This is a genomic window from Maricaulis sp., from assembly GCF_039978735.1.
Taxonomy (GTDB): domain Bacteria; phylum Pseudomonadota; class Alphaproteobacteria; order Caulobacterales; family Maricaulaceae; genus Maricaulis.
Map to the genome: position 1 here is coordinate 176135 of NZ_JBDWAS010000043.1, position 17246 is coordinate 193380.

Here is a 17246-nt window from a genome sequence, read left to right on the forward strand (position 1 = left end):
CGGTGTCACCGCTGTATTTCAACGCTCAACGCCGCCTGATCGTCCGCGTCCGCCGTCTCCGGCAGGACGGCGAGCAGCCAGTCCGCCGCCTTGCTGGCCTGGCTCGCCGCGCGGATGATGGCGCGGTTGTCGTCGCGCAGCACCTCGAGCCAGGCCCCGATATAATCGGCATGTCGCACCGTCGGCACGACGCCGAGGGCGGCACAGCAGAAGGCGGCGGATATCTCGGCAACGAGTTCCTCGAAGGCGTATTTCTTCGAGCCGAAGGCGCCTGACAGGTCGCGGCCGAGCCGGGAGGCATGACCCGTCGCGTGCGACAATTCGTGCAAGGCCGTGCGATGCCAATTGATCGGTTCAAAATAGACGTGCGGGGGCGGCACTTGCACATAATCGTCTGCGGGCGCGTAGAAGGCTCGGTCGCCGCCGATGTGAAACGGAATGCCGGTGGCGTCGATCAATGCCTCCACCGTCGGCGCGACCAGCTCTTCCGGACGGCGCGACGACGGGGCTGCGATGTCGCCGGGGAGGTTGTCGCACTGATCGGTATTGAAGACCGTGAAGCGCTTCAGGAAGGGAATGGTCTGGGCATCCTCGCCGGTCTCGGCCGCGCGCCGCTTTTCATCCTCAGGGATGAACCGGTCGGCATAGACGATTGTCGTGCCGTGCATGCCTTGGCGGACGTGCCCGCCGAGCGCGCGGGCTTGGCGGAAGGTGAGCCAGCTCTGACCGGAAAAGCCGCGCTCGATGACGGCGCTCCAGAGCAGGAGGATGTTGATCCCGGAATAGCACCGGCCGGTCGCGGCATTCTGGGGCAGACCGAGCGGCGCCGTCGTCGCCGCTTCCCAGGGCTGGACCCAAGGGAGTTGGCCGGCCTCCAGCTGGGCGATGATCGTGTTGGTGATGCTGGTATAGAGGCTGGTCCGGTCGCGCTGGACGCTGGCGTTATGAGAGCGTCGGGACATGGCGGATCTCCGCGACGGGCGCCGAAGGCCTCTCCCGCGGCTTTCAACCCGTCACGGCTCTCTCCACCGAACTCTCACTCTTAGTGTTGCGGCGCCGCGAGTAGCGCGCCGTTGACTGAAACATCCCGAAAGCGGACATTGGCGAGCTGGATCTCGAATGCCAGAACTTCACCAGAAGTAAAATGCTAAAGACTGTACCGCAATACGATCACCAAAAGTGGGCTTCTCCTTACTGGAGCGCGGCGTCTTTATACCCATCTCTGACCATCTCTGGGGGTGGTGGCCCGCAATCATCCTGAAGAGAACCCGCTTCATCGGTCGATTTGGGCTCGAACTAGCTGCAATTATCAATACACCTTGCGCTCACTTCGCCACCTTTCCCAAAATTTACCAAAGGGTGTTGTCACAAAACATGGAACGGTCTCGAAGTCCGCAGTGAATGCGATCCGGGACAATCACGCCGACCGGGTGACGCGGAAAAGCCAGGCCGCAGGGACTTTCAGGAACAGGCTGGGGCGTTCGACGAAATGCCAGGACGCCGCGGCGATCGGCATCGTGACAACGAGCGCTGCGAGTCCTGTCTCAACCGGGCTTGCCTCCGGTTTCATCACCAGGACGGCCTGCATGACAGGATAGTGCCAGATGTAAACGCCGTAGGACCAGTCTGGCATCCGGTGCCACGCCGGCAAGCCCCCGAGCCGCGCGAAGGCGATCCAGAACAGACCGGTCGCCAACGCCAGATTGAGGAAAGGCTCGGCCAGCGGTGACGCGCCGGCCAGCCACCAGGCCCCCGCAGCAGCGATTGCGGGCCACGGAGACACCGGCCAATGGCGACGCAGGGCATGGATGAGCATGCCAAGCGCGAAGGGGGCCGACAATCGCGCGGACGCGGTCAGCATGCCGGGGATATCCTGATCGGCGCCGGTCAGAGCCGCATGCCCGAGTGTTGTGACCAGATAGAGGCCAAGCGCCGTGCGGAGTGTCCATGGCAGGGGCGACAGCACCAGAACGCCGGCACCGATATAGGCCAGGACTTCGTAGCGCAGCGTCCACAGGGGCGCCGAGAACTCCCCGCTCCAGGGGTTGTCCGCAAAGACGCCTGCCGGACCCTGCGAGGTATCGAGAAAGCCCAGGACATGAAGCGGAAACCGCCATGTCGCCGGAGACGACCAGTATTCGCCCGCCGATACCGTCGTGACCAGCGGTCCAATCACCAGGACTGCGGCCAGCGACAGCACGACAAGTGCCGGCATGATACGCAGGGCTCGGGCCACTGCAAAGGAAACGGCGTCCTTGCGGCGCTCCAGACTGCTGGCGATCAGGAATCCCGATACGATGAAAAAGCCATTCACGGCGGCATAGCTGAGCGACCAGCCATGAAGGGCGAGCGGCGGCGGGTATCCAGGCCCCTGCGTCACGATCACAGCATGCTCGATCAGTACAGCGCCAGCCAATATCAGCCGGATGAGCGTGAACCGGTTTCTGGTGCCCTGAAAGGCCTCGGCGATTGTTGTGGCGCGAAAGATTGGCATCCCCATCTCGATTTGATGGGAATACGCAGCGAGCCCCTTTAGCCCTCATGCAAAGACGGGCCCGAAAAAGCCGGGACAGTCAGACCGCGGCCCGACGGCGGGCGAGCTCCATGCGGACCAGTCGCTGAAGGCGCAGGACAAGAAGCACAAGCCCCGCCAGCACGGTCACGAGGGCAAGGGCAGCGGCCGTGATCACCAAGGGATTATTGAAGTTTTCCCGCGCCTTGTAGTCCATGATGTGGAGCATCCAGAAGAAGTCGTAGAAGCGCCAGGCATCATTGCGCCGGGCGCTCACGAGACCGGTCTGCGGGTCGACATAAAGACGTGTGCCTTCACCGTCGGAAAAGCTGATCCGCCAGGCTGGCCCGGCCCGCCGGTATTCCCAGGTTGGCGTCTCGAAATACTCAACCGGGCCGATGTCCGCTCGACCGGCATAATCGCGAAGGGCGACAGCCTGTGCGGTATCGCGATCGAGCGGTGTGAGGCGTTCGCCCGACCGCGCATCTATGAGATCGTGTCCGCCGTCCAACCGGACAAGGCTGTAGACCGGCCGGTCAAGCCAGGTCTCCAGCGTGACCGAGCGGATGCCTTCACCGATGTCCGCAGCGCGAATGGCGGCGTCCAGCGGCATCAGCCCGTCCAGGGCGAGCGGCCGGTCGATCGCCGGCGCGATATTATGCTCGCCGCGCACCCGCTCTATCGGGATTACACTCATCACCACGCCGCCCGTGACCCAGAGAATAATCTGTATTCCCACAGCCAGCGCCAGCCATTTGTGAACACGGATTGTCCAGCGCAGCAAAGCGGTCATCTTTCTATACTCCGGTCATGAAAAGGGGTTCCGGAGTGCCCGGAACCCGGTATGTCTGGAATGCACCGGTTGATGCTAGCCGTTGTGGTGGGACCGGCCGGCTTGCGGCGCGTCGTCAGTGCCGTGATGACCGGAATGCGCCGCGCCGTGGTCATGCTCTTCGTGCATGTGCTGTTCCGCGTGCCCGCCCATGCTGTCGTCAGCATGCATCATGGCGTGACAAGCCTGCATGCGGTTGCGGGCTTCCTCATCCATATCGGCCATGGCCGCGTCATGGGTTTCGGCATCGCCCATATGTTGCTCGTGCAGCGCGTGGCATTCCGCCATGGTGACCTGAGGCGCCTCATTTTGCGCGCCGTGTTCACCGTGCCCGCTGTGCTCCTGCGCGAAAGACGGTGCCGCGGACGAAGCCAGCAGAATGGCCGCAATGGTCGTGTATGCCTGGAAGTGGGTCATGTCAGATCCTTGTTCTGGTTGGCGCAGTACAAGGACTACGTCAGCGGGAAGCATCTCCCTCATCGCCGAACTGCACTTTCAGCGCCTTCCGGGCCCGGTAGATCCGCACTTCGACTGCTTTCGCGGACAGCCCCATCAGCGCTCCGATCCCGGCCAGGCTCATGCCTTCCATCGCAGAAAGGAGCAGGGGGGTGCGCAACCCCTCAGGCAGCTCTGCCACCAGGGCACTGACACGGCGCAAATCGTCACGATCTTCGGTCACACGCTCCGGTCCGGCCTCTGCGGAGGGCATGCCGGAGAAATCCGTCTCCGCGCCGACCCAGCGCAGCACAGCCCGGCGGCGATGGTGATCGCGGATCTTGTTGCGCACAATGGCGAACAGCCAGGTCTCGAAAGGTCGCGCAGAATCGTACCGGTGAAGGTTGCGATGCAGGGCAACGAAGCTTTCCTGGGCAATATCGTCGGCCTCGCTGGCCGATCCCAGGTTCGCCCGGGCAAAACGGACGACCCGGCCCGCATGCCGGGTCATCAGCATGTCGAACGCCCGGCGGTCGCCATCGGCCGCCCGGCTCACGAGTTCAGTATCCGAAGGGGCATGTTGTTCTGCGTTAGTGCCCGGCATTGAAGGCTTGCACCAGTTTCTCGTCGAACCGGGCCTGCTGCTCCGGATCAAGCGTGGCGCGCATCGCCAGGATATGGTTGAGACTGGCGAGCTGCAGCTCGCCCATAACATCGTGAAAACGCGCCGCCTCGGCCCGCACCTCCGGCGACAGGGCCTTGTCGCGCACCAGAACCTCGCCGAGTGCCTGACGAGCGTCGAACACGTCCTGCTCAAGCCGGACGCGTTCGCTTTCAAAGGCAGTTTCCAGCTCGGCGATAGCCGTTTCCTGGCGCGTACTCAGGACGAGTTCGTGATGCACGATCTCATGAAGGCCATCGGCTTTCGCATCTTCGGCTTCGAAGACGTGCAGTCCGGTCCAGACACCGGCCAGTCCGGCAAGAAACCCCAGGATCGAAGCAAAAATACCGGCTCTGATCATCATCGCGCTCCAGCCCCTGTGCCAACGACAACAACGATGGAGTAGGCAGATTCAGGATCGAACACGTCCAGAGCGTCGCCCTGATGTTCGCGAACAATCATCGAACCGGCGACCGTTCCCACAACAAGTGCAAGACATGCGGGGGCCGCACGCCATCCAAGCGCGGGGACGAAATCGTCAAACCACTTTCTGCGGTCCCGTGGCGATCCGTCGATCCGCTGCCAGACAGCGGCATTGAACGCCGGACCGGGCGTCGGCTCGGGCAGACCCGACAGCCGGTCAAGCATGTCGTCGGGTGTTTTTGAATCCATCTTCTCCGAACTCCTTCAACCGCCAATCAGATGACGCAATCCGCCATGGGCCAGGCTCCCGCCCAGAAAGCCGTTCATCGCAACCGCGAGCCCCGCGAGATAAACGCCCGACGGTGCCAGCAGACCAATGATCCGTCCGGGCCAGCGGACGCGCCACTCGACCAGCCCGACAAGACCAAGCGACCCCACGGCCAATGCCGTGCCCAGCACCCGGTGGGCGAACATGACACCGTCTTCGCCAGACGTCATCGGACCGGCATGTGCCCATCCGAGAAACCCCGCTGCGACGCCGCCCAGTGCTCCGATCCAGACCAGGAAGCGGACTGTCTGGACATTGCCGCCGGGAAGGCCGGCCTGCGTCAGGATCTGGGCCAGTGCCGCCGCCATGAGCAGGGCGATGGGGAAATGAACCGCAACACTGTGCAGAACACCCAGGCGCGCCATGGCCCGTTCGAACGCCGTCTGTGGCCCGTTCTCGCCCCAATGGGCATGTCCCGATTCCGCTGCCCCGGCGGGGGCGCCGTGATCGTGCTGATCCTCATGGCGAGCACCCGGCTCCCGGTCCGGACCTGCATGATCATGGGTTACCCCATGGTCGACCGCGCCTTCAGCCCCTTGCTCAGGGGCGGTTGTCTCCTCATGCGCGGCTTCAGCGGGATGCTCGGCCGGCGGATGTGCCTGTGCCGATGGAGCCCAAACGGCGAGGACAAGAAAAAGACCGGCGATAAGCCGAAATATGTTTGGACCCGTCACGCGCTGCTCCCGAATACTGACACGGAGTCTACGCATCGTATTCCGCAATCCCTCGCGGACATGGCAGCAGTTGCGCGGCCCCGCTCTGCCGGCCCGTGGACCGGCAGTCTCAGAGCGCGAGGAAGCCGGGCTCCGCCAGAGCGTCCTGACCGTGGCGGAGCCGTCCGCCGAAAGCCTCGAGCGCCGGCGGATCGACCCATTCACATTCCACTGCGCCCAGGATTTCGGCCATGACCGTCAGACGGGCGCAGCGCTTGTCGTCGGCCGCGACGACACGCCAGGGCAGGTCGTCAGGACCGGTCTCGGCGAGCATGCGGTTGCGGGCCTGCGAATACGCGTCCCACTTGTCGAGCGCGACGGCATCGACCGGGCTGGACTTCCAGGCGGTCAGCGGGCTGGTGCGGCGTTCGGCGAGGCGCCGAGCCTGTTCGTCCCGCGAAATATCGAGATAGAATTTCAGCACTGTCGTGCCGGACGCAGCGATCAGCCGTTCGAAGGCGAGCACATCGCGATAAAAGGCCTCGCACTCGTCTTCCGAACAGAACTCCATCACCCGTTCGACGCCGGCCCGGTTGTACCAGGACCTGTTGAACAGGACGATTTCGCCATCGGCCGGCAGGTGCGGCACGAAGCGCTGAAAGTACCAGGACGCGCGATCGCGCTCGGTCGGCTTTCCCAGGGCGACAACCCGCGTCTCACGCGGGCTCATATGCTGCACGATACGCTTGATCGCACCGTCTTTCCCGGCCGCGTCGCGACCTTCCAGGATCACGACGAGCCGCTGTTCGTGCGCAATGAGGTGGCGCTGCAGCGCCACCAGCTGGATCTGCAGCGCCCGTTTGTGCCGTCTGTACTCAGTGCGATTCATCAGATCTCCCCGCTTGTGAGCGCGCTTCGTCGGGCAAGGGCCCCGGACCGGGGTCGTGCTGACGCCAGCGCGACAGGTAGAGCCGTTCGAGCCCGAAGGTTGCCACAACGCCACCCACCGCGATCACGATGATCCACGGGTCCTGCATCGCCTTGAGGCTCATGAATGCTCCCAGCGCAAGCAGGTCCAGCACGATTGCCGCGACCAAAACAGCCGGGTGTGCGCCGATATCCTCGCGCATCCGCCGCAATACGCCCCAATGAATGATGATGTCCATGACGAGATAGAAAATCGCGCCGAGCGAAGCGATGCGGCCGAGATCGAACAGCGCAGCCAGCAGACCTGCCAGTACTACGGTGTAGACCAGCGTATGGCTCTGGATCCGGCCCGGCATGCCGAAATGCCGGTGCGGGATCAACTTCATGTCGGTCAGCATCGCCAGCATACGCGAGACCGCGAATATGCTGGCTATCACACCAGAGGCTGTCGCGATGATGGCGAGGACCACCGTGAACCAGACGCCTGCATTGCCCAGTGCCGGGCGCGCGGCTTCGGCCAGAGAATAGTCCCGCGCTGCCGAAATCTCCTCGACCGTCAGCGCCGAGCCGACGGCCAGGCTGACGAGCACGTAGATGACGAGGCAGATTCCCAGCGAAATCATGATCGCCCGGCCGACATTGCGCTTCGGATCTACCACCTCGCCGCCGGAATTGGTGATCGTGGTGAAGCCCTTGTAAGCGAGGATTGCCAGCGCAGTGCCCGCCAGGAAACCACCGGCCGAACTGAGCACACTGCTGTCATCACCGCCGGACCCGGACGCTGCATACTCAAAACCGGAGGCCCACAGCGCGATGACGGCGAAGATGAGGACGCCACCCACCTTGGCGATAGCCGCCAGTTTGGAGAGTGTGCCGATCGCCTCGTTTCCGGCGATATTGACCAGGAAAGCCGCCACGATCAGCCCGATCGACAGGACTGGCACTAGCCAGTCCAAACCCTCGGCATCGAAAAGCTGCAGCGTGTATGTGGCGAAGGTTCGTGCGACCAGGCTTTCATTGATCACCATCGAGAAAGCCATCAGCAGTGCTGCGCCGCCAGTCACCGTCACGGGGCCATACGCCTTTTCCAGGATCATCGCGATCCCGCCAGCGGAGGGATATTTGGCTGACATCTTGATGTAGGTGTAGGCACTCAGCGCGCTGATCACCGCCGCTAAGACAAAGGCGAGCGGAAAGAGCGGGCCGGCAAACTCCGCGACCTGTCCGGTCAGTGCGAAGATGCCGGCCCCTATCATCACCCCGGTCCCCATGGCCACGGTTCCTGCCAAGGTCAGACTGCCAGATTTGTAACCGTGTTCCACAGACATCTCCTGCAGGGACTAGAGTTTCACGCGCCTCAGCCGCAGCGCATTGGTGATCACCGAGACCGAGGACAGGCTCATCGCGGCGGCGGCGAACATGGGGGAGATCAGCATGCCCATGACCGGATAGAGCACACCGGCCGCGATCGGCACGCCCGAAGCGTTGTACACCAGGGCAAAGAACAGGTTCTGCCGGATATTGTGCATCGTCGCCGTCGACAACCGGCGTGCCCTGACGATACCCGTGAGGTCACCCTTCACCAGCGTAAAGCCGGCGCTCTCGATGGCAACATCCGCCCCGGTGCCCATGGCGATGCCGACATCGGCCTGGGCGAGAGCGGGCGCATCATTGACGCCGTCGCCGGCCATGGCGACACGGGCGCCATCAGACTGGAGCTCCCGAATAATGCGGGCCTTGTCTTCCGGCAGCACATCGGCCCGTATCTCGTCGATACCCAGCCGGGCAGCAACGGCTCTGGCTGTGCGTTCATTGTCGCCGGTCGCCATGATGATGCGGAAGCCCTGCGCGTGCAGCTGCTTCAGTGCGTCGGGAGTGGTCTGTTTTACGGGGTCGGCAACGCAGACCAGACCGGCTATCCGCCCGCCTATGGCCACGAACATGACCGTCTCACCCTGATCGCGGCGGCGGTCGGCGTCGGCGGCAAGCGGGCCAGGATCGAGGCCGAGCCCTTCCATCAGCCGCACATTGCCCAGGGCAATATCGTGCCCGTCCACCCGGCCTGTCACGCCCTGGCCGGTAACCGCCTCGAAGTCTGCGGCCTTGCCGGGCTCCAGGCCCTTCTCCCGCGCGCCCGCGACGATCGCTTCGGCGAGCGGGTGCTCGGATCCGTTTTCCAGGCCCGCGGCCAGGCGCAACACCGTGTCGGCATCGAAACCGGCCTGCGGGAGCACGCTTTGAAGCTTCGGCCGGCCTTCGGTCAGCGTGCCGGTCTTGTCGACGATCAGCGTGTCGACCTTCGCGAACCGCTCCAGCGCCTCGGCATTCTTGATCAGCACGCCGGCCTGCGCGCCGCGGCCGGTCGCTGTCATGATCGACATCGGCGTGGCCAGGCCCAGCGCACAGGGGCAAGCGATGATCAGCACTGAGACAGCAGCCACCAGGGCGTAGGCCATGGCGGGCTCCGGCCCCCACACCGACCAGCCGATGAAGGCCAGGATGGCGACGCCGATCACGGCCGGCACGAAGCGTCCGGAGATCACATCGGCGAGTTTCTGGATCGGGGCGCGGCTGCGCTGGGCCGCCGCAACCATTTCCACGATCTGGCTGAGGACGGTGTCCTTGCCGACACGTTTTGCCTCGATCACCAGCGAACCGGTGCCATTGATCGTGGCGCCGGTGACGGCGTCGCCGGCTGTCTTCTCCACCGGCACGGGTTCGCCGGAAATCATCGACTCGTCCACCGAGGACCGGCCATCCACAACATCGCCGTCGACCGGGATTTTCTCGCCCGGACGTACGCGCAACCGGTCGCCGACGGCAACGTCTTCCAGCGCGATCTCTTCCTCGCGCCCGTCCTCGCGGATAATGCGGGCCGTCTTCGCAGCGAGATCCATCAGAGCCCGGATCGCCGAACCTGTCCGCTCGCGCGCGCCCAGCTCCATCAGCTGGCCCAGCAGGACGAGGACGGTAATCACAGCACCGGCCTCGAAATAGACGGCGACATGCCCGCCCGCATCCCGGAAACCGTCCGGGAAAATACCGGGCGCGATCGTGGCGGTGACACTGAAGAGATAGGCTGCCCCAACCCCCATCGCGATCAGGGTGAACATGTTGAGATTGCCGCTGATGACGGATTTGTAGCCGCGCACGAAGAAGGGCCAGCCCGACCACAGCACGACCGGGGTCGCCAGAACCAGCTCGACGAGGATTGCCAGCCCTTCGCCAAGCGACTCCCGGATAAATCCGAGCCCCACAAACGGTCCCATAGACAGAACCACCAGCGGCAGGGTCAGGATGGCGCCGACCCAGAAACGCCGCCGGAAGTCCACCAGTTCGGGATTGGGGCCCTGATCCGCAGCCGGCACGCCCATCGGCTCCAGCGCCATACCGCATATCGGACAGTCCTCGGGTTTGTCGCTGACGATCTCCGGATGCATGGGGCAGGTGTATTGCGTACCCGACGGCATGTCCTCATAGGCCTGCCGGTGGGCACCGGACAGATAATGATCCGGATCCGCGGCGAACTTGTCGTGACAGGATTGCGAGCAGAAGTGCCAGGTCTCGCCCCGGCGTTCAAAACTCGGCTTGCCCGCATCGATCCGGACATCCATGCCGCAAACCGGATCCTTTACCGTCTCACTGGTGTGACCGCCGGATTCTGTCTGTGCACGTGTGCTGCAGCACCCCTGTGCGTGTGCCTGGTCAGATGTCATGCCGGACTCCTTTCACCGCTGACACAGACTATCTGGACTTTCCAGTAACTGGAGGGTCAAGCCCCTTCGGGACCGCGCTGCGCATTTGGTGCTGCGGACGGGAATACGGAAACAAGATGGCCATCACCGGTCTCCCGCCGGACCGCTCCGCAGCCGCCAGCGCTGCCAGATCAGGAAAGCCGCCGGCAAGACGAGCAGGGTCAGCACGGTCGCGCTTGTCATGCCGCCGACCATGGGGGCTGCGATGCGCCGCATCACTTCCGACCCGGTGCCCGAGCCGAACATGATCGGCAGGAGGCCGGCGATAACGACCGCGACGGTCATCATGATGGGGCGAACACGCAGGAGCGCCCCCTTCACCACGGCCTCCCGCAGGTCCTCCGACGTAAGGTCCCGTTTCTCCGCCGCAGCCTGTTCCTGCCGGTCCTTCAGCGCCTGTTCGAGATAGACGATCATCAGCACGCCGATCTCCACCGCGACACCGGCGAGCGCGATGAAGCCCACCCCGACCGCCACGGACATGTTGTAGCCCAGAAGGTCGAGCAGCCACAGCCCGCCGACGAGCGCCAGCGGCAACGTGCCCATGATCAGGAGAACCGGAACCAGACGCCGGAAATTGAGGAAGAGCAGCAGAACGATGATCGCCAGGGTGACCGGAACCACGACACTGAGCCGCTCTTTTGCGCGCTCCATGTACTCGTACTGGCCCGACCATGAGAGCGAGTAGCCCGCAGGCAGTTCGATCTGCTCGGCCACGGCGCGCTGCGCCTCGGCGACATAGGACCCGATATCCACGCCGGTGATGTCGACATAGATCCAGCCGTTGAGCCGGGCATTCTCGCTGCGGATCACGCCGGGTCCGTCGGAGATGGATATTTCCGCGACCCGGCCGAGCGGGATTTCTGCGCCGGTCGGCGTAATCAACGGCAGCGCACGCAACTCCTCCACGGAGCCACGGTAGTCGCGCGGATAGCGCAGATTGACGGGATAGCGTTCCAGCCCCTCCACACTCTCGGTGATGGTCATGCCGCCGATGGCGGTGCGCACGACGTCGTGCACATCGGCAACGTTGAGGCCGAAACGGGCCGCCTCACGCCGGTCCACATCGATATCGACGAACCGCCCGCCGGTCACACGTTCGGCATAGACCGAGGCCGTGCCGGGCACCGCACCGATCACGTCCTCGATGCGTTCGCCGATCTCGGCGATGGTTTCCAGATCCGGGCCGGCGACCTTGATCCCGACCGGCGTCTTGATGCCGGTGGCCAGCATGTCGATCCGGTTGCGGATCGGCATGATCCAGACATCGGTGAGGCTGGGCACATCGACCAGGGCGTCGAGCTCGGCGCGGATGTCGTCCATCGTCACGCCGGGCCGCCACTCCTCGCGCGGACGCAGCTGGATCGTGGTCTCGACCATGGTCAGCGGTGCCGGATCCGTCGCGGTTTCGGCGCGGCCCGCCTTGCCGTAGGCGGTCTCCACCTCCGGCACGGTCATGATCAGCCTGTTCGTCTGCTGCAGGATCTCGGCCATCTTGCCGGCGGAGACGGCCGGATAGGCGGAGGGCATGTACAGCAGGTCGCCCTCGTCCAGGTCCGGCATGAACTCGCTGCCCATGCGCGACAGCGGCACCGCCGCACTCACCAGGATCAGCGCGGCCGCCCCGATCACAGCCCAGGGATGGGCCAGCACCAGCCGGATGAAGGGCCGGTAGCCGGCGATCAGGAGACGGTTGACCGGGTTCTTGTGTTCCGGCGTGACCCGGCCGCGGATGAAATAACCCATCAGCACGGGCACCAGCGTCACCGACAGGCCCGCCGCGGCAGCCATTGCATAGGTCTTGGTGAAGGCCAGCGGGTGGAAGAGCCGGCCTTCCTGCGCTTCCAGTGCGAAGATCGGCACGAAGGAGAAAGTGATGATCAGCAACGAGAAGAACAGGGCCGGCCCGACTTCGGTCGCCGCCCGCGTGACGATCTCCCAGCGGTTCTCCCGTGTCACTTCCTCGCGCTCGATATGCTTGTGAAGATTCTCGATCATCACGATCGCCGCATCCACCATCGCACCGATGGCAATCGCGATCCCGCCCAGCGACATGATGTTGGCATTGATGCCCTGGGCGTTCATCACCGCAAAGGCCGCCAGCACGCCAAGGGGAAGACTGAGCACGATCACCAGCGAGGAGCGCAGATGGAAGAGAAAGATCGCGCAGATCAGGGCGACGACGATGAATTCCTCGATCAGCTTTTCCTGCAGCGATTCCACCGCCCGCTCGATCAGTCCGGCCCGGTTGTAGGTGGTGACGATCTCGACACCCTCGGGCAGTGACTCTGCGAGTTCGTGCAGACGCTCTTCGACCCGCTCGATCGTGGCCAGCGCGTTCTCGCCATAGCGCATGACGATGACACCGCCGACCGCCTCGCCCTCGCCATTGAGCTCGCCGATCCCGCGCCGCAACTCGGGGCCCGTTCGGATGTCGGCCACGTCGGAGAGGAGGATGGGCGTTCCGGTATCGGTGACGCCGACCGGGATCGCCTCAAGATCGTCGATGCCTTCGATATAGCCCGAAGCGCGGACCATGTATTCCGCCTCGGCCATCTCGATCACCCGGCCGCCGCTTTCCTGATTGCCGCGCTCGATAGCCTGGCGGACACGGGAGAGCGGGATGGAGAAAGCGCGCAACCGGTCCGGATCCGCGACAACCTGGTATTGCCGCACCATGCCACCGATCGTGGCGACCTCGGACACACCCTCAACCGTCTGCAGCTCGTATTTCAGGAACCAGTCCTGGATCGAGCGCAGCTCGGCCAGGTCGTGCGCACCCGTCCGGTCGACCAGGGCGTACTGGTAGATCCAGCCGACGCCCGTCGCATCCGGCCCGAGCGCCGGCGAGGCACTGTCCGGCAGGGTCGGGGCGACCTGGGAGAGGTATTCCAGCACCCGCGAGCGGGCCCAGTAGAGGTCGGTCCCGTCCTCGAAGATGATGTAGACATAGCTGTCGTTGAAGAAGGAATAGCCCCGCACGGTCACCGCACCCGGCACGGCCAGCATGGCGGTGGTGAGCGGATAGGTGACCTGGTCCTCGACGACCTGAGGTGCCTGGCCCGGATAGGTGGTCTTGATGATCACCTGCACGTCGGACAGGTCCGGAATGGCGTCCAGCGGTGTGCGGGCCAGCGACCACGTGCCGTAGGCCCCCAGCAACGCAGCAAGAATGAGGACGATCAGCCGGTTGCCGACCGACCAGCGGATGATGGCGGCGATCATCGGCGGTGCCCCCCGTGCGGATCGGCATGGCCGGAATGGTCGGTTTCCTCCATCTCCGGCGTCTCCGCCATATCGTCCGGCTCCGCATCGGCTGGCATGTCATCCATCCGGTGCATGTCGTGACCGTTCACGGTCCCGGCCGTTTCAATGTCCGAGATCAGCCAGTCTCCACCCTCCGTCTCGCGCAGGGTGAAGGTGACGCTGTTGCCGGCGGCCAGGCCGGAGAGGTCCACACCGTCGACCGTGCGGAAGGACATGCTCATGGCGGGCCACCCGATCTCGGGGATCGGCGCGTGGTCGAGATCGATCATGCCGTGACCGGCCATCACCGACGTCACGGTTCCGGTGCCATCGACTTCACGGGGTGCGGCCTCTGCCTCGGCTTGCACCGGGCCCGGCGGGCTCATGCGCAGCATGGCACCCTGCAGGCTCGCCTCGGAATCGATCAGGAACTGGCTGGACACGACCACGCGCTCGCCCTCGGCCAAGCCTTCGAGGATCTCGATCCGGTCCTCCGACAAAATCCCCGGCACGACGCGCGCCGGGCGATACTGCCCGTCTCCCTCGGCCAGGATCACCCGGTCGGACCGGCCCGTGCGGATAACGGCCTCGCGCGGCACGGTGAGGACGCCGGAGCGCGGCTGCGCCTTGATGACGACATTGACGAAACTGCCGGGCCTGAGATCGCCCTGCGGGTTGTCGAACCGCATGCGGACCGGCACAGACCGGCTTTGCGGATCGACCGTGGGATAGACGTACTCCACCGTGCCGTTCCATACGCGGCCCGGATAAGCCGGCGAGCGCATTTCGACAGCGAGGCCAGCCGCTACGGCTTGCGCCTCGTCCTCGAACACATCGGCCACGACCCAGACAGACGAGAGATCGGCAATGGTCATCAGCGTGGCGCTGGGGTGCACATGCTGGCCCTCGCGGACCGACAGGTCGATCACGATCCCGCTGCGGGCGGCGTGCACATCGACCAGCCGCGCCGGCTGACCGGCCCGGCCGACCGCTTCGATCTGGCCGGCCGTCATGCCCAGAGCCCTCAACCGTGCCCGGGCGGCCTCGACGAGCTCGTTGCGGCCGATCCGGCGGGCCTGCAGGAATTCCGACTGGGCGGCCACGAGTTCCGGCGAGTACATGCGGAAAAGAAGCTCGCCCGCTGCCACCGCCTCGCCCATGGTGGAGACGCGCAGATCCTCGACCCAGCCCTCGCTGCGCACGTCCACCGCGGATGTCAGCGCGTCGACCGGCCGGACATAGCCGACCGTGGCGATATGGCGGTGGAAGTCCTCGCGGCGCACGAGCGCCGTGCGCACGCCGATATTATTCTCCACGGCAGGATCGATACGAACGATGTCGGCGCCCGCGCCCGCCGGTTCCTCGCCGGCATAGACGGGGACCAGGTCCATGCCCATGGGCGACTTGCCCGGCTCGTCGCGACGGTAGCTCGAATCCATCGGCGCCACCCAGTAGAGGACTTCCCGCTCGGCGGTCCCGCCAGACGCATCGTCACCGGCAAACAGGGCCATCCCGGCCATCCCGGCAGCTGCGCCGGCCAGGAGCGAGAGCGCGGCAATCATGAGGCTTGTGCGGTTCATTGCACGTCTCCCGTGAGAAAGAGGATGTCGGCCAGCGCCTGGCCTGCGTCGACCTGCATGCGTACCAGGGCGAGTTCCGCGTCGAGCAGTGCCAGTTCGGCGCGCACGAGTTCGGCAAAGTCGGCCTGTTCGTTCTCGTAGGCCGCCAGTACCGCTTCCACCGTTTCGCGGGCCCGCGGCAGGACTTCACGTTCATGCAGCGCGATCGTGTCGTCGAGCCAGCGGTGCTGGCGGACAGCACGGTCGAGCTGGCGGCGCAGATCGAGCAGGCTTGCCTGGCGCGCCAGTTCTTCCGCGCTGCGCGCCTGCCGGGCCGCACTCACCCCGGCCTCCCGGCCGGTCCGGTTGAACAGGGGGACTTCCACACTCACGCCGATGCTGGCGACATCGGACCGGCTGCCACGCAGGCCATAGCCCGCATCGAGAGCCCAGGCGGGGCGGAAGGCCTGGCGGGCGATATCCAGCTCGCGCTCGCTCGCCTCGATCCGGGCATTATGCGCCCGGATGCCGGGATGGGCGGCGAGCGCGGCGACAGCATCCGTCCCGTCCGGGAGCGCGGGGAGAGCCGGCATCTGCGCCGTGAGCGGACGATCGGCATCGGTGCCGAGATAGCGCGCGAGATCGGCCCTTATGGTTTCCGACTGGCGCTCGATATCGACGAGCCGCGTTCCCAGCATGGCGGTTTCCAGATCGACCCGGATCACGTCATGGCTGTTGGCCCGGCCGCTGGCGAATACGGCCGTCGCAACCTCGCCCAACCGGTCCATTTCCTCGCGCCGGCGGAGCGTGAGATCGCGGGCCCGCTCCCAGTAGTAGAGTTCCAGCCAGCGCTGGCGGACCGTGCGTCTTATTTCGCGCGCCTCCAATGCCATGCCGGCCCGCGCACCCTCGGCCTCGGCCTCGCGCCGGGCCCGCCGCAATTGCCGCGTTTCGCCGCGCGGGAACATCTGCCGCACCGAGACCTGTGCCTGCGTCATCGCCTCGCGCTCGAGGTCGAAATCGCTCAACGGCACGCTGGCAACCCCGACACGGACCGACGGGTCCGGCAGGGCGCTCTCGGCCTCGCCGCGCGTTTCGAGCGCTTCGGCCCGCGCGCGCCAGGTCTCGATGCCGGGCTCTTCCCGGCTTTCGGCAATGAGAAGGGCTTCCGCCAGGCTCAGCGGCGGCGGACCGGTATCGGCAACCGGCTGGATCGCGCCGGACGCCAGGACGGCTGCAAGCGCAGCCGGCAGTATGGACAGGGACATGAATAACTCCACGAGGTCTCGAACCAGTCGACGGACGTACTGCCGGCGCAAGCCGGCATGTCACAGGTTCAGCCTCGCGGAGGCTGTTCAGGCAGGGACGAGGGGGGAAGCGGAGCCCTGATGCCATCCACCGGGCTGCCGTGTCGTTCCAGGAGGAGGCGAGGCAATTGCACCGCGCGCGACAGCACGGCCTGAGCGGGTGCAGCGCAGGTTGTCATCACCGCACAATCCATATCGGAACAATCATTGTCCGGGACATCGGGGCTCACGGGGCCGGCCATACTGCCGTCGTGAGCCGCGCGGGCATGATCCATCCCGTCGCAGCAATCCGACACCATTTCCGGCATGCAGGACGCCGTGTCGGACGGGCCGGCATGCGCAGGTGCGCTCATCAGGACCATAAGCGCAGCCAGCAACGCAACCAGGCTGTTCATCAGCCTGGCCGGGCTTGTGCGCGCTATCTCTCTGGCTCGTCGCATTCGCTGCAGGTTCCGGCGGTTTCGAACGCATCTGTGAAGAGCAATACGCAGGGCGAGGCATATTCCCTCACGCCTGACCCCGGCTTGTACAGCATCCTCGGCAGCAGCGCCAGAATTGGGATCGGCAATCTCACGGCAGACGATCGCATCTTCCATCGCGCCCCGGAA

The 17246-nt window shown here is 65.1% G+C and carries 14 protein-coding genes; all 14 read right to left on the reverse strand.

Annotated elements, in window-relative coordinates; all coding sequences use genetic code 11:
• Window positions 1–5: 5 nt before the first annotated feature.
• The gene (locus tag ABJO18_RS12220; RefSeq protein WP_348509036.1) at window positions 6–962 is read right to left on the reverse strand and encodes a zincin-like metallopeptidase domain-containing protein; all 957 of its coding nucleotides are present in this window, start codon (window positions 960–962) and stop codon (window positions 6–8) included.
• A 455-nt stretch (window positions 963–1417) separates the two neighbouring features.
• Complete coding sequence (locus ABJO18_RS12225; protein WP_348509037.1) at window positions 1418–2500, reverse strand: acyltransferase; 1083 nt, start codon at window positions 2498–2500, stop codon at window positions 1418–1420.
• 73 nt (window positions 2501–2573) lie between these two features.
• Window positions 2574–3305, reverse strand: coding sequence for a PepSY domain-containing protein (locus ABJO18_RS12230; protein ID WP_348509038.1), 732 nt, complete (start codon window positions 3303–3305; stop codon window positions 2574–2576).
• 75 nt (window positions 3306–3380) lie between these two features.
• Window positions 3381–3761, reverse strand: a complete 381-nt coding sequence (locus ABJO18_RS12235) for a hypothetical protein (RefSeq protein ID WP_348509039.1) — start codon at window positions 3759–3761, stop codon at window positions 3381–3383.
• Between the two features lie 40 nt (window positions 3762–3801).
• Window positions 3802–4335 (reverse strand): RNA polymerase sigma factor, encoded by a 534-nt coding sequence (locus ABJO18_RS12240; RefSeq protein ID WP_348509040.1) that lies wholly within the window; start codon window positions 4333–4335, stop codon window positions 3802–3804.
• Between the two features lie 34 nt (window positions 4336–4369).
• Window positions 4370–4804: a periplasmic heavy metal sensor gene (locus tag ABJO18_RS12245; protein ID WP_348509041.1), complete on the reverse strand. Its 435-nt coding sequence runs from the start codon at window positions 4802–4804 to the stop codon at window positions 4370–4372.
• Window positions 4801–5112 (reverse strand): hypothetical protein, encoded by a 312-nt coding sequence (locus tag ABJO18_RS12250; RefSeq protein ID WP_348509042.1) that lies wholly within the window; start codon window positions 5110–5112, stop codon window positions 4801–4803. Before ABJO18_RS12250 ends, ABJO18_RS12245 begins: the two co-directional genes overlap by 4 nt.
• A gap of 15 nt (window positions 5113–5127) precedes the next feature.
• Entirely contained in the window at window positions 5128–5556 is a 429-nt protein-coding gene (locus ABJO18_RS12255) for a hypothetical protein (RefSeq protein ID WP_348509043.1), read from the reverse strand.
• A gap of 418 nt (window positions 5557–5974) precedes the next feature.
• Entirely contained in the window at window positions 5975–6733 is a 759-nt protein-coding gene (gene ppk2, locus ABJO18_RS12260) for a polyphosphate kinase 2 (protein ID WP_348509044.1), read from the reverse strand.
• On the reverse strand, window positions 6720–8099 hold the full coding sequence (locus ABJO18_RS12265; RefSeq protein WP_348509045.1) for an APC family permease: 1380 nt from the start codon (window positions 8097–8099) through the stop codon (window positions 6720–6722). Before ABJO18_RS12265 ends, ppk2 begins: the two co-directional genes overlap by 14 nt.
• 12 nt (window positions 8100–8111) lie before the next feature.
• Window positions 8112–10487 (reverse strand): heavy metal translocating P-type ATPase, encoded by a 2376-nt coding sequence (locus ABJO18_RS12270; RefSeq protein ID WP_348509046.1) that lies wholly within the window; start codon window positions 10485–10487, stop codon window positions 8112–8114.
• A 123-nt stretch (window positions 10488–10610) separates the two neighbouring features.
• On the reverse strand, window positions 10611–13751 hold the full coding sequence (locus ABJO18_RS12275; protein ID WP_348509047.1) for an efflux RND transporter permease subunit: 3141 nt from the start codon (window positions 13749–13751) through the stop codon (window positions 10611–10613).
• Entirely contained in the window at window positions 13748–15352 is a 1605-nt protein-coding gene (locus tag ABJO18_RS12280) for an efflux RND transporter periplasmic adaptor subunit (RefSeq protein ID WP_348509048.1), read from the reverse strand. The genes ABJO18_RS12275 and ABJO18_RS12280 overlap by 4 nt, the downstream gene beginning before the upstream one ends.
• A complete protein-coding gene (locus tag ABJO18_RS12285) occupies window positions 15349–16599 on the reverse strand; it encodes a TolC family protein (protein WP_348509049.1) in 1251 nt (416 codons plus the stop codon). Before ABJO18_RS12285 ends, ABJO18_RS12280 begins: the two co-directional genes overlap by 4 nt.
• Window positions 16600–17246: the final 647 nt, after the last annotated feature.

Bases quoted from the DNA above. Each gene is read 5' to 3' on its own strand.
- ABJO18_RS12285 (WP_348509049.1), bottom strand. From the start codon at position 16,599: ATGTCCCTGTCCATACTGCCGGCTGCGCTTGCAGCCGTCCTGGCGTCC.
- ABJO18_RS12275 (WP_348509047.1), bottom strand. From the start codon at position 13,751: ATGATCGCCGCCATCATCCGCTGGTCGGTCGGCAACCGGCTGATCGTC.
- ABJO18_RS12280 (WP_348509048.1), bottom strand. From the start codon at position 15,352: ATGAACCGCACAAGCCTCATGATTGCCGCGCTCTCGCTCCTGGCCGGC.
- ABJO18_RS12235 (WP_348509039.1), bottom strand. From the start codon at position 3,761: ATGACCCACTTCCAGGCATACACGACCATTGCGGCCATTCTGCTGGCT.
- ABJO18_RS12225 (WP_348509037.1), bottom strand. From the start codon at position 2,500: ATGGGGATGCCAATCTTTCGCGCCACAACAATCGCCGAGGCCTTTCAG.
- ABJO18_RS12255 (WP_348509043.1), bottom strand. From the start codon at position 5,556: ATGGCGCGCCTGGGTGTTCTGCACAGTGTTGCGGTTCATTTCCCCATC.
- ABJO18_RS12220 (WP_348509036.1), bottom strand. From the start codon at position 962: ATGTCCCGACGCTCTCATAACGCCAGCGTCCAGCGCGACCGGACCAGC.
- ABJO18_RS12245 (WP_348509041.1), bottom strand. From the start codon at position 4,804: ATGATGATCAGAGCCGGTATTTTTGCTTCGATCCTGGGGTTTCTTGCC.
- ABJO18_RS12230 (WP_348509038.1), bottom strand. From the start codon at position 3,305: ATGACCGCTTTGCTGCGCTGGACAATCCGTGTTCACAAATGGCTGGCG.
- ABJO18_RS12250 (WP_348509042.1), bottom strand. From the start codon at position 5,112: ATGGATTCAAAAACACCCGACGACATGCTTGACCGGCTGTCGGGTCTG.
- ABJO18_RS12265 (WP_348509045.1), bottom strand. From the start codon at position 8,099: ATGTCTGTGGAACACGGTTACAAATCTGGCAGTCTGACCTTGGCAGGA.
- ABJO18_RS12270 (WP_348509046.1), bottom strand. From the start codon at position 10,487: ATGACATCTGACCAGGCACACGCACAGGGGTGCTGCAGCACACGTGCA.
- ppk2 (WP_348509044.1), bottom strand. From the start codon at position 6,733: ATGAATCGCACTGAGTACAGACGGCACAAACGGGCGCTGCAGATCCAG.